Annotated in this window: 13 protein-coding genes; 3 read left to right on the top strand and 10 right to left on the bottom strand. The window is 57.0% G+C overall.

The window, feature by feature from the left end:
- From A1355_RS16860 to A1355_RS16870, 3 genes are all read left to right on the top strand, one after another.
- Positions 1-360 (top strand): lysogenization protein HflD (locus A1355_RS16860; RefSeq protein WP_157197929.1); only part of this gene is annotated, 360 nt, incomplete at its 5' end.
- 8 nt (positions 361-368) lie between these two features.
- A complete protein-coding gene (gene mutM / locus A1355_RS16865; RefSeq protein ID WP_064030305.1) occupies positions 369-1184 on the top strand; it encodes a bifunctional DNA-formamidopyrimidine glycosylase/DNA-(apurinic or apyrimidinic site) lyase in 816 nt (271 codons plus the stop codon).
- A 7-nt stretch (positions 1185-1191) separates the two neighbouring features.
- Positions 1192-1557, top strand: a complete 366-nt coding sequence (locus A1355_RS16870) for a DUF6164 family protein (protein ID WP_064030311.1) — start codon at positions 1192-1194, stop codon at positions 1555-1557.
- Positions 1558-1609: 52 nt separating this feature from the next.
- On the opposite strand, the gene A1355_RS16875 is transcribed toward A1355_RS16870, so the two are convergent.
- The 10 genes from A1355_RS16875 to bamA all read right to left on the bottom strand — a co-directional run bounded on the left by A1355_RS16875 (position 1610) and on the right by bamA (position 12772).
- Complete coding sequence (locus A1355_RS16875) at positions 1610-1846, bottom strand: TIGR02647 family protein (RefSeq protein WP_064030313.1); 237 nt, start codon at positions 1844-1846, stop codon at positions 1610-1612.
- 15 nt (positions 1847-1861) lie between these two features.
- Positions 1862-2641, bottom strand: coding sequence for a DUF3530 family protein (locus A1355_RS16880; protein WP_064030315.1), 780 nt, complete (start codon positions 2639-2641; stop codon positions 1862-1864).
- Positions 2642-2644: 3 nt separating this feature from the next.
- Entirely contained in the window at positions 2645-3724 is a 1080-nt protein-coding gene (locus A1355_RS16885) for an AI-2E family transporter (protein WP_064030318.1), read from the bottom strand.
- Between the two features lie 9 nt (positions 3725-3733).
- A complete protein-coding gene (locus A1355_RS16890) occupies positions 3734-4369 on the bottom strand; it encodes a DedA family protein (RefSeq protein WP_064030320.1) in 636 nt (211 codons plus the stop codon).
- Between the two features lie 108 nt (positions 4370-4477).
- The gene (gene dnaE / locus A1355_RS16895; protein ID WP_064030322.1) at positions 4478-7966 is read right to left on the bottom strand and encodes a DNA polymerase III subunit alpha; all 3489 of its coding nucleotides are present in this window, start codon (positions 7964-7966) and stop codon (positions 4478-4480) included.
- Between the two features lie 5 nt (positions 7967-7971).
- Positions 7972-8565 carry a ribonuclease HII gene (gene rnhB, locus A1355_RS16900; RefSeq protein WP_064030324.1) on the bottom strand — a complete coding sequence of 198 codons (594 nt, stop codon included), beginning with the start codon at positions 8563-8565 and terminating at the stop codon, positions 7972-7974.
- Positions 8540-9310 (bottom strand): acyl-ACP--UDP-N-acetylglucosamine O-acyltransferase, encoded by a 771-nt coding sequence (gene lpxA, locus A1355_RS25325; RefSeq protein WP_064030326.1) that lies wholly within the window; start codon positions 9308-9310, stop codon positions 8540-8542. Before lpxA ends, rnhB begins: the two co-directional genes overlap by 26 nt.
- Positions 9311-9313: 3 nt before the next feature.
- A complete protein-coding gene (gene fabZ / locus A1355_RS25330) occupies positions 9314-9760 on the bottom strand; it encodes a 3-hydroxyacyl-ACP dehydratase FabZ (protein ID WP_064030328.1) in 447 nt (148 codons plus the stop codon).
- Positions 9761-9859: 99 nt separating this feature from the next.
- Positions 9860-10360: an OmpH family outer membrane protein gene (locus tag A1355_RS16915; protein WP_082885606.1), complete on the bottom strand. Its 501-nt coding sequence runs from the start codon at positions 10358-10360 to the stop codon at positions 9860-9862.
- 78 nt (positions 10361-10438) lie between these two features.
- Positions 10439-12772, bottom strand: coding sequence for an outer membrane protein assembly factor BamA (bamA, locus tag A1355_RS16920; RefSeq protein ID WP_396642306.1), 2334 nt, complete (start codon positions 12770-12772; stop codon positions 10439-10441).
- Between the last annotated feature and the right edge of the window lie 263 nt (positions 12773-13035).

Here is a 13035-nt window from a genome sequence, read left to right on the forward strand (position 1 = left end):
CAACTGGTCTATCTTCAAAAAAAACTGTCCGGCAAAACCGAGATGCAGGATAACATCCGGGCAGGCATCGCCAGAGCGCAAGCCCAGTCCGAGCATTTCGGCATCCTGCACGAAAACGTCCTGGCCAATTTAGCCGACATCTATCACAGCTCCATCAGTACCCTGCAACCGCGCATCATGGTGGCGGGCGACCCCCAATATCTGGGCAACCAAGCCATCGTCAATAAAATCCGGGCCTTGTTGCTGGCAGGCATCCGCTCGACCTTGTTGTGGCGGCAGTGCGGAGGCACGCGCTGGACCTTGTTATGGTCGCGCCGAAAAATTCAGGACGAAGCCCGATTTCTGCTGACGCAAATTTAAGGTCCGCGATGCCAGAGCTTCCCGAAGTCGAAACCAGCCGACGCGGTATTTCGCCGCACATCGAAGGGAAAACCTTTGCCTCGGTGGTTGTTCGCGAATCCCGCTTGCGCTGGCCGGTTCCCGCCGATCTGGCCGCTCTGCTGACCGGCCGCCGGCTGCGCCGCATCGACCGGCGAGGCAAGTATCTTCTGTTCGACCTCGAAAACGGTACGCTGCTAATTCATCTCGGCATGTCCGGCAATTTGCGCATCGGCCGGGCCGGGCTGGCCCACGGCAAGCACGACCATCTCGATTTCGTGTTCGACGACGGCACTTTGCTGCGCTATAACGACCAACGCAAGTTTGGCGCGGTGCTGTGGACCTCCGGCGATCCCCATGCGCATCCGCTGTTGGCGGAACTCGGCCCGGAACCGCTGTCCGCCGACTTCGATCCGGCCTATCTGGCCGGACGTCTCGCCGGCCGGCAAGTGCCGATTAAACAGTTGATCATGGATAGCCACGTCGTCGTCGGAGTCGGCAATATCTACGCCAACGAATCCTTGTTTCTGGCCGGCATACAACCGACCCGACCGGCTTGCGGCCTCGGCGCCGACGACTGCGTCCGTCTGAGCGCCGCGATCAAAACCGTGCTGGAACAAGCCATCGCCCAAGGCGGCACCACGTTGCGCGACTTTACCGACGCGCAAGGCAAACCCGGCTACTTCAAACAATCGTTGCGGGTTTACGGCCGGCGCGGCGAACCCTGTTTAAGCTGCCGGGAACCGGTCCAACACCTGAAAATCGGCCAGCGCGCCAGCTATTTCTGTCCCACTTGCCAGCAATAGATCTTCCATGGCCGTGTTATTTTTCAATTTAAGAGACGTTCCGTTCGACGAAGCCGACGACATCCGCCAACTGCTGACCGAACACGAGATCGGCTTTTACGAAACCTCGGCCGGCAATTGGGGCATTTCAACCGCGGCCATCTGGCTTTACGATGCCGACGACCTGGAGCAGGCCCGCGCGCTGTGCGATGCCTATCAGGCCGAACGCGCCGAAACCCAGCGCGAGCTGTATCGGCTACGCAAACTGCAAGGCCAACACACCGGTTTTTGGCGGCATAACCTCGGCCAGCCCTTACGTTTTCTCAGTTATAGCGCGTTGATCGCCGTGGTCGGCTACGCCTCGGTGAAATGGTTGTTCGATTTGGGATTGTGAAGCGCCGCCGGACCGGCGCTTTCCGCGTCGGACCGGCGACACTGAAAACGGCTCAGCGCGTTTTCAGGATGGTTAGCAGTTTTTGGGCGTGCTCGGCGGCTTCGACGCCCAAGTCGGTCAAGTAACCGCCGTCGGCTTGGCTCACCAAACCTTTGTCGTGCAAACGTCGCGCGGCCGCGATCAAGGCCGGCTCGGCATTGCCGTGCACCTTGACCCCCTCCTGAATCGACTCCAGGTTATACAGCGCCAACAGCCGAATCTCGGCGTATAAGTCTTCGTTCAATGGCATAAAGTCTCCCCTCTGTTATTGTTGATTTTCCATGATGGTCGTTGCCAGCCAACTATAGACGCGTTTGACCAGCAACGGGTAATTTTGCCGATAAGCGTGATCGTCGCCGTCGATGCGGATCTGCCGGTAAACCGGATTCTCCTTACCGGCGACGCGGCGCTTGGCGGCGGTTTCCGTCACGTCCGGCCAGTCGGCTTCGGCGTAAACGTCGAGCAACGGCAGGTTGATATTCTTCACGAAGCTTAGGGTTTGCACGCCGGCCTGACTACTGTCCGGCACCGGCAAACTGATCGCGGCAAACGCGACGACATTGGCTGGGTTCCGGCTGAGGCGGGCGGCCGCCATCGCCGCGCCGATGCCGTAACCGACCATCGCGATTTGCTTGGCGCCGATTTTGATCGCATGATCGATGGCCGCTTGAATCCGGGCGTCGGCCTCGCCAACCAACGGGTAATAGTCTTCCAGCGCCGCGCCGGCTTCGCGCAACGGCAACTGTATCGCCAAGCTCGCCCAGCGGTGCCGCGGCAACACCGTGCGTAGTTCGCGGATCAGCGGTTGCTGATCGGGATGACCATCCGCGTCGTGCAGAATGATGACCACCTGCTCGTTAGCGGATTTTTCGGCATCGACGAACAGCGCCAGGAAACGCCCCCCCTCTCCGGTTTGCAGCCAAATCGCTTCGCCGATGGCCGGTTGCTGCTGAATCGCATCGGCATAGGCCTGCTCGCGGGCCGGATCGCCCGCCAATGCCGAAAACGCCAAGCAAACACCGCAAAACGCGATCGCCAGACGCATCGCTCAACCCTTGCTGTAAAAACCGCTGAAGGTGTAACGCTCGTGCAAATGCCGCAGCAAGACCATGATCACAGAAGCCACCGGCAAGGCCAGCAACACGCCCAGAAAGCCAAACAAACGGCCGCCGGCCATCACCGCGAACATCACCGCGACCGGGTGCAAGCCGATCTTGTTACCGACCAACCAGGGCGTCAACACCATGCCCTCCAAGCTCTGCCCCACCGCGAATACCATCAGCACCGGTAATAAATGTACCGCGTCTTGAAATTGCAGCAGCGCGGCAATGCAGGAAAACACAATGCCGACCAAAGCCCCCATGTAAGGAATGAAACTGATCAAACCGGCCGTCATACCGATCACCAGCGCCAATTCCAAATCGACCAGCCATAAACCGATGCTGTAAATGCCGCCCAGGGCCAACATCACGTAAAACTGGCCGCGCAAGAAGGCGCCGAGGACATCGTCGGCCTCGGCGGCCAGCGCGCCGACCGTAGCGGCGTAACGTCGCGGAAACAGATCGTGAACGCGCTCGACCAACACATCCCAGTCGCGCAACAAATAAAAGGTGATGACGGGTATCAGCACAAGATTCATCAACCAGCCGATGATCACCGCACCGGAGTGCGATACCGACTGCATGAAGTTTTCGAATACCCCGCCACCGTCCTGCCACTGGTTTTTGATCAAGGTGCTCAGCTGCTCGATATGCAAGGGCCGGACGCCGCGGCCCAAATATTTTTGCAGCACCGGAATCACGGTACGATTCAGCCAGTTCAAATAGGCCGGCAGTTTGTCGATGAACTCGCCGATTTGGTATTCCAAGGCCGGGATGACCACGATCAGCAGCGCGGCGATCGCCAGCGAAATGCCGGAAAACACCAGAACCACCGCGACCGTGCGACTCAAGCTTCGTCCTTTAAAGTCCAGCGCTTCCAGTCTGTCAACCAGCGGGTCGCCAAGATAAGCCAGCACTGCCGCCACCGCGAACGGCATCAGCACCGGCGACAGCAAGTAAATCAATGCGGAAGCACCAATCAGAAAAGCCAGCACTAACCATTTTTGCGAATCGCTGAGATCTCCCATCGTCCTCTCCTATTCGGCGGGTTGCCGCCGGGCTTTCCAGACTTCGATGACGATAGGTAGAATTGAAATCACGATGATGGCCAGGATCGCCAGTTCGAAGTTTTTCTTGACGACCGGAATATTGCCGAAAAAATAGCCGGCGAAGACGCAAATCAGTACCCACGCCAAGCCGCCGATCAGATTAAACAGCAAGAAGTCCCGATAGCGCATTCGACCGATACCGGCCACAAACGGCGCGAAGGTGCGAACGATGGGTACAAAGCGCGCCAACACAATCGTTTTACCGCCGTACGTATCGTAAAAAGCTTGGGCCTTCAACAAATGCTGGTGGTTGACCCAACTCAGCGTAAAGGCTTTTTGACCGATGCTCCGTCCTATCCAATAATTAACGGTATCGCCCAGCACCGCCGCCAGCGCCAACAGGCTCAACAAGGTCGGCATCTCGAAAGACTCCAGCGCCGCGAACGCGCCGGCCGCGAACAACAAGGAATCGCCGGGCAGGAACGGCATCACGACAAAACCGGTTTCGATAAAGATCACCGCAAACAAAATCGCGTAAGTCAAAGTGCCGTACTCGCCGATCAAATCGGCCAAGTGTTTATCGATATGCAGCAATACGTCGAGCAAGAAATGCAGCCAATCCATGTTCAATCCGTTAAGTTGATGAAGTCGGCTCATTATAGCCCGGAGCGACCGGCCGCCGCCGAATTCGCGCCGAAGCGCCCGGCGTGCCAAGCAAGACCGCCTAACGGCTCAATACCTAACCAACACGTTCTCGTTGGACAACAAACGGCGCAAGCGAATCAACAGCTCATCGGCCGGCCGGACCCGCCACTCTTCGCCAAGTTGCAACGCGGCCTTGTCGCGGGCGGTGCGATAGTCGATCTGGACCGGACAATTGCCGCCGCGAAACGGCGCCAGGATGTCCTGCAAACGCGCCGGCCAATCGCCGCTCAAACTGCGGTTGGCGGTATCTATCGTCAGTTGAATCCCGCGCGCGAATAACTCGCGGGCTTCCTCGATGCCGTACAACTTTTCGGCGGTCATTCGTAGGCCGTTGGTAAAGTCGTCCATCGCCAACGAGCCTTCGGCGACCAGGATCGTGTCCTTGCTGAGCAGATTGCGGTATTTGTCGAAGATGCCGCTGAACGCGGCGACTTCCAAACGGCCGGTGCGGTCGTCCAGCGTCGCGAAGCCCATCATCTTGCCCTGCTTGGTCTGACGGGTACGCATTTCCACAATCAAGCCGGCGACGCGGGCTTCCATCTTGCCGCGCGCCCGGCCGGCATCGACTTCCAAGCTGCCCAGCGTACCGTGGGTGATGTGTTTGAGCTCCGGCAGATATTCGGCGATCGGATGGCCGGACAGGAACAAACCCAGGGTTTGCTTCTCGGCTTCCAGTTTTTCTTTTTCGGTCCACGGTTCGACGGCGGTGGAGTAGGCGTCGGCCTCGTTATCGCTTTCCTCGACTTCGACGCCCAAGCCGAACAAGTCGTTTTGGCCGGCCAGCGCCATTTTGCCATGTTGCTCGGCCACTCTGAGCGCGGTGGTCAGTTCGGCCATGTGAGCGGCACGGTTCGGGTCGATGGTATCCAAGGCGCCGGCCTTGATCAGCGCTTCCAGCACTCGTCGGTTGACCTTGCGCAGATCGACGCGCTTGCATAAATCGTACAAACCCGAATACGGCCCGTTGGCGTTGCGCTCCTTCAGTAAATCCTCGATCGCGTTTTCACCGACACCCTTGATCGCGCCGATGCCGTAGACGATCTGGCCCTGGTCGTTGACCGTGAAGCGAAAATCGGACAGATTGACGTCGGGTGGCCGGATTTGCAATTTCATCTCCCGGCATTCCTCGATCAACACCACCACCTTGTCGGTGTTGTCCATATCGGAGGACATCACCGCCGCCATGAAGGCCGCCGGATAATGCGCCTTCAGCCAAGCTGTCTGGTAAGCAACCAATGCATAAGCCGCCGAGTGCGACTTGTTGAAACCGTAGCCGGCGAATTTCTCCATCAAGTCGAACACGTAGGTGGCGATGCCTGCGTCGATCTGGTTGGCGACCGCACCAGACATGAACTTCTCCCGTTCCTTGGCCATTTCCTCGGGCTTCTTCTTACCCATCGCCCGCCGCAGCATGTCGGCGCCGCCCAGCGTGTAGCTTGCCAGTTCGCGGGCGATCTGCATCACCTGTTCCTGATAGAGAATGACGCCGTTGGTCGGCTTCAGGATAGGTTCCAGCAGCGGATGGGCGTATTCGGCCTTGGCGCCGTGCTTGACGTTGATGTAGTCGTCGACCATGCCCGACTCCAGCGGACCGGGCCGGAACAGCGCCACCAACGCAATGATGTCGTCGAAGCAGTCGGGTTTAAGCTTTTTGATCAGCGCCTTCATGCCGCTGGATTCGAGCTGGAACACCGCCGTAGTCTGGGCCTTCTTCAGCAGTTCGTAGCTGGGCAGGTCGTCGCGCGGAATTTGGGCAATGTCCACCGGCGGCTCGCCCTTCGCGGCGCGCTGGCGGTTAATCGTTTCCAGCGCCCAGGCTATGATGGTCAGGGTCCGCAGCCCCAAAAAGTCGAACTTGACCAGGCCGACCGCCTCGACGTCGTCCTTGTCGAACTGGGTCACCAAGTTGCCGCCGCCCTGCTCGCAATACAGTGGCGAAAAGTCGGTCAGTTTGGTCGGCGAGATCACCACGCCGCCCGCATGCTTGCCGGCGTTACGCGAGATGCCTTCCAGCGCGCGGGCCATGTCGATCAACTGCTTGACCTCTTCCTCGGCCTCGTACAAGTCCTTGAGTTCCGGGCTTTCCTTCAAGGCCTTGTCTAGCGTCATGCCGATTTCGAACGGAATCAGCTTGGCCAGCCTATCGACGAAGCCGTAGGCATGGCCCATCACCCGGCCGACGTCGCGAATCACCGCCTTGGCCGCCATCGAACCGTAGGTGATGATCTGCGACACGTGGTCGCGACCGTAATGACGCGCCACGTAGTCGATCACTTCGTCACGGCGTTCCATGCAAAAGTCGATATCGAAGTCGGGCATCGACACCCGTTCCGGATTCAAGAAGCGCTCGAACAACAAGTCGAATTCGATAGGATCGAGGTCGGTGATCTTCAATGCATAAGCCACCAACGAACCGGCGCCCGAACCCCGGCCCGGCCCGACCGGAATGTCGTTATTCTTGGCCCACTGGATGAAGTCGGCGACGATCATGAAGTAGCCGGGAAAACCCATCTGCACGATCACGCTCAATTCGGTTTCCAGCCGCTCGTCGTAGACCTTGCGATTGTCCTCGAACGAGCCATTGCCGACAGGCGCGTGCTGCTGCAAGCGTTCTTCCAATCCCTCGCGCGACGCCTGCTTGAAATAATCGGCCAGCGTCATCCCCTCGGGGACTTCGAAATCGGGCAGGAAATTTTCGCCCAAGCGCAACTCGACATTGCAACGCTTGGCGATTTCGACGCTGTTTTGCAAGGCTTCCGGCAAGTCGGCGAACAGCGCCAGCATTTCCTCGGCGCTGCGCAAATATTGCTGCTCGGTGTAATCCTTCGGCCGGCGGCTGTCGTCCAAAACCCGACCTTGATGGATGCAGACCCGCACTTCGTGAGCGTCGAAATCGCTCCGATTCAAAAAGCGCACATCGTTGGTCGCGACGACCGGCAAGTCCAATTCGGCGGCCAAATCCGCCGCCAGCTTGATGTAACGCTCCTCGTCCGGTTTGCCGACGCGCTGGACTTCTAGGTAAAAACTGTCCGGGAACAAACCGGCCCAGAATTCGGCGCAAGCCTTAGCCAGGGCAAAATTTTCCGACAACAGGGCCGCGCCAACATCGCCCTGCATTGCGCCGGACAAGGCGATCAGACCTTCGTGGTTTTCGGCTATCCAGGCTTTTTGCAGCATCGGAATGCCTTGATGCTGGCCTTCCTGGTAGCCCCTCGACACCAGTTCGGTCAAGGTCACATAACCCCGTTGATTGCGAGCCAACAAAGTCAGGCGGTGCGGCGCGGCCGGTTCGTCGTCGTTGTAAATCTGCACATCGGCGCCGGCGATCGGCTTGATGCCGGCGCCTTGCGCGGCTTTGTAGAATTTGACCAACGAGAACAGATTGCTCTGCTCGGTAATCGCCGCCGCTGGCATATTGAATTCGCCGAGCTTTTTGACCAGCGGCTTGATGCGGACGATACCGTCAACCAGTGAGAATTCGGTGTGGATGCGGAGGTGGACGAAGCGGGGATTCATCGCGGTCAACCCAGGAATTTTTTGACCGGCGCGTAGGAGCGGCGATGTTGCGGCGATACGCCCAATTCCGCCAATGCGCTCAGATGGGTTTTGGTCGGATAACCTTTGTGAACGGCAAATTGGTAACCGGGATAGAGTCTATCCAGCACGTCCATTTCCGTGTCGCGCGCGACCTTAGCCAGGATGGACGCGGCGGAAATTTCGGCGACCAAGGCGTCGCCGCCGACCACCGCTTCGCCGGGGCAAGCTATGCCGGGCAACCGGTTGCCGTCGACCATGATGTAATCGGGTTTGATCGCCAATTGGCTGAAGGCTCTGCGCATCGCGACGAAGGTGGCTTGCAAGATGTTGATGCGGTCGATTTCACTGGCTTCGGCGCGGCCGACCGCCCAAGCCAAGGCCTTAACCTTGATTTCGTCGGCCAACGCGGCACGGCGTTTTTCGCTGAGTTTTTTGGAATCGGTCAAACCGGCAATCGGCTTGGCCGGATCGAGGATCACCGCCGCCGCGACGACCGGACCGACGAGACAGCCTCGCCCCACTTCGTCGATGCCGGCGATCAGGCGTGAAGGATTAACGGAGGATGCCGCGGGTGACATTGCGCAAGAAACTGACCATATTGGAAAGTTCGTTGCTTTCGCCGGCCATGCCTTCCATCTCTTCGATGGCGTCTTCCAGGCGCAAGTTGTTCTTGTACAAGATTTTGTAGGCCTGACGAATCTGGCGTATCACTTCCGGCGATTTACCGTTGCGTTCCATGCCGACCGAATTGATGCCGTGCGGCCGGGTTGGCCGGCCGCCAACCATCACGAACGGCGGAATGTCCTGAGTAATCGCGCTACCCATCGCCGAGAAGCTGTACTCGCCGATCTGGGTGAATTGATGGACCAGCGTAAAGCCGCCGAGAATGGCGTGATCGCCGATGTGTACGTGGCCGGCAATCGACGCACCGTTCGCCATGATCACGTGGTCGCCGATCTCGCAATCGTGAGCCACATGGGTATAGGCCATGAACAGATTATCGCTGCCGATCAACGTCAAGCCTTTATCCTGCAGCGTGCCGCGATGCATCGTGCAGAATTCGCGGATCACGTTGCGGTCGCCGATTTCCAACCGAGTCACTTCGTCGGCGTACTTTTTGTCTTGCGGGTCTTCGCCTATCGACGAGAATTGGTAAATCTTGTTGTCGCGGCCGATCGCGGTTGGACCTCGAATAACCACGTGCGGCCCGATTTCGGTGCCGGCGTCGATTTGCACTTCGGGACCGATGACGCTGAACGGACCGACCGAAACGTCTTCGGCCAATTCGGCCTTGGGATGGACTACCGCTCTGGAATCTATCATGACTTAGCTCGTCGCGACCGCGCACATGATTTGCGCGCCGGCCGCCAGTTCGCCATCGACTTCAGCGCGGCAGTCGAAAGACCATAGATGGCGTTTGTGTTTCAGATAGGTCACTTCCAGACGCAACTGGTCGCCGGGCACGACCTGCTTTTTGAAGCGGGCGTTGTCGATGCCGGCCAAGAAGAAAGTGGTATTGCCCTGCCCCAATTTGTCGTCGCTTTTTGCGGTCAGTAGCGCGGTAGCTTGCGCCAGCGCTTCCAGGATCAGCACGCCGGGCATGATGGGTTGCGCCGGAAAATGACCTTGGAAAAACGGCTCGTTGAAACTGACGTTTTTAATACCGACCAATTTCGCGCCGGGTTCGCACTCGACGACTCTATCAACCAACAAAAAGGGATAACGGTGCGGGAGAAGTGCCTGAATTTGCAATATGTCTAGCGTACCTGTCATGATGGTCCGGAGTCGGTGGAGGTAAACGAAAAAGGGAGCCAGCCGGCGGGCCGTCTCCCTCGCTTTGAAGTCGGCGTTTCCGACGGAAACGCTCTTGAATTATTGCGACAGCGTTTCGAGCTTTTGTTGTACCCGCGCGGTCACGTCGATTTGGTCGTTGGCGTAAATGACGCCGTCGGTCAGCAGCAGGTCGAACGACTCTTCCTTGGCTAACGCTCTTACTGCTTCGACGATACGTTTTTGCAGGTTACCCAGTTCTTCGTTGCGGCGCATATTGAAGTCTTCGCTGAACTCTTGCTGAGCTCTGGCCGCATCGCGTTTTTTATCCAAAATGTCTTTTTCCAAACGGTGGCGTTCTTCTTCCCCCATCACAGCGGAATCCCTGCCGAGTTTGTCTTCCAAGGTTTTGATTTCTTTTTGCTGAGAAACCAAAGCTTTATCCCGAGGCGAAAATTCGGTTTCCAAACGCGTTTTTGCTTTCGCTGCCTGCGGGGCCTTCTCCAATACTTTTGCCACGTTGACGAAACCGATCTTCAGTTCCGCGTGACTAACGCCAGCAAACGCCATCAGCGTTAAGAATAAAGCAATACTTTTTTTCATGGTAATAACCATCTCCGGTTAAATTGTGTTAAGACAGAACGCAAGCCCGATTATAGGGTAAAACTGCCTTGAACTGAACTAAAATCCCGAGCCGAACGTGAACTGGAAGGCCTGAGTTCTATCTCCAGACTCGGAATTGAGCGGTTGAGCCACGCTGACCGCCAACGCGCCGAACGGCGACAGCCATTCCCCGGACAAGCCCACCGAATAGCGGAAATATTTGCGCAAATCGCCGGTGCTCAAGCCCGGCGACAAGGTACCGGCATCGACGAACGAGCCGATCCGTACCGACTTGACGTCGCTCAAAAACGGAATCGGGAAAAACAATTCGGCCTTACCGATCAGCTTGGTCGCGCCGCCGATCGGACGATTGGTGTAGGCATTCGAGTTGAGCGTAGTCGCGTCGATCACGCCCAGCGTATTCTGCATGAAGCCGCGCACGTCGCCGGTACCGCCGGCGAAATAGTTTTCGAAGAACGGCAAACCGTCCGTGCTGCCGTAGCCGCCACCGTGAGCCACCTCGCCCAATAAGCGGAACGTGAAATCGTTGGATAGCGGAAAGTAGTGTTGGTGCTTATAGCCGACCTTGTAATACTCGAGATCGCTGCCCGGTATCGTCGCCAACGCCGAAATCCGCTGCTGGCCGCCGCTATGCGCGAAGGTAGCCCGATCCAACGTGTCGTGGGTCCAACCGGCCGACGTGGACAAACTGGTAAAGCTTTTCGAGCGAATTTGACCGCTGGTATATTTGGTAAAGCCGAGAAACTTCAGAATGGTATCGGACGAATAAGCGGTATTTTCGATTTCGGTCCGTTTCAATTCCAGGTCGAAACCCACCCTGTCGAATTCGTTTAGCGGAATGCCGAAGTTGACGCCGGCATTGGTGATCGTCGTGTTATACGCAGCCAAGTTGGCGGCATAAGCGTTACGCGAGGTATAGCCCAAATTGTAACCGAGCGACACGCCGTCCAGCGTGTAGTAAGGATCGGTGAAACCCAAGTTGTAACGGGTCAAGATGCTACTGTTGTTGAACGCGAAATCCAGCCGCTTACCGGTACCGAAGATGTTGTCCTGCGACACATTGGCGTTGAAAATGATGCCTTGCACCTGCGAGTAACCGATACCGGCCTGCAAGTTACCGGAGGCTTTTTCCTTGACGGTGTAATTGACGTCGATCTGGTCGGCCACGCCGGTCACCGGCGGCGTTTCCACGCCGACTTCCTCGAAATAGCCCAAGCGGTCCAGACGAGTCTTGGTGCGCTCGATCTTACTGCTAGCCGCCCAACTGGACTCCATTTGCCGGGCCTCGCGACGGATCACTTCGTCGCGGGTCTTGGTGTTGCCCTTCACGTTAATCCGCCTGACGTAAACCCGTTTACCCGGATCGACGAAAAAAGTCATCGCCACCGTTTTGGATTGCTCGTTGATTTCCGGCACCATATTGACGTTGGCGAAGGTATAACCTTCGTCGCCCAACCGGTCGGAAATCGCCTTCGAGGTCTCGGTGGCGTTTTTACGAGAGAAAATTTCCCCAGGCCCGACCCTGACCAGTTTGATCAAGTCCTCGGGCGGCACGATCAACTCGCCGGACAATTTGACCTTTTCCAGCGTATACACCTCGCCTTCCTTGACGTTGATCGTAATGTAGATTTCCTTCTTATCGGCGGTGATATCGACTTGGGTCGACTCGATCGAAAAATTGATGTAGCCGCGATCCAGATAATAAGAGCGCAGTTTCTCCAAATCGGCCGACAATTTTTGCTTGGAGTACTGATCGTCCTTGGAATAGAAGGACAGAAAATTGGTGGTGCTGAGTTCGAATTCCTTGCGTAAGGCATCGCTGGCGAAGGTTTTATTGCCGACGATGTTGATCTGCTTGATCTTGGCCACCCGGCCCTCGGAAATCTCGATGCGGATGCCGACCCGGTTGCGGGTCAGATCGGTGACCTCGGTCTTGATCTTCAAGCCGTATTTACCGTGGCTGAAATATTGGCGGCGCATCTCCTGCTCGACCTTGTCCAACACTTGCTTGTTGTAAACCTTGCCTTCCGCCAGACCGATTTTCTTCAAGGCTTCGGTCAAGTCTTCCTTCTTGATGTCCTTGTTGCCCTCGATGACGATCTTGGCGACCGACGGCCGTTCGACCACGGTCACGATCAAGGTATTGCCGTCCCGCTCCAGCGTGATGTCCTTGAAAAAACCGGTATTGAACAAGGAGCGGATCGCCGAGGCTTGTTTTTCGTCGGTGAAGGTTTCGCCAACCGATACCGGCAGATAGTTGTATACCGTACCCGCCGAAATCCGTTGCAATCCCTTGACCTGGATGTCATCAACTACGAAGCTGCCGGCGTGGGCCAATTTGCCGGCCAAGGCACTCAGCAACAGTATTTGAAATAGCGGATTTTTCTTCACGCACTCAACCAAGATGTATAAATGGCGGCGATTGTAACACGCGTGCCCACCATTCTAGTGCGTTGAAAAGTAAATCATCGTTAATGCTGGCCGGGATTTTGCTTTACCTTTGAATTTCAAACGTAAACATCAACATTGCGAAATCCAACGCAAAAAACAGCAGATAACAGATTGATTTTATTTACGACGTCGTTGCTTTAACTCCAGCCCAAACGCAAACTGTCAATTCGACAGTCAAATGCGTTCCAAATCGTCTTAACAGC

This window comes from Methylomonas koyamae (assembly GCF_001644025.1).
Taxonomy (GTDB): domain Bacteria; phylum Pseudomonadota; class Gammaproteobacteria; order Methylococcales; family Methylomonadaceae; genus Methylomonas; species Methylomonas koyamae_A.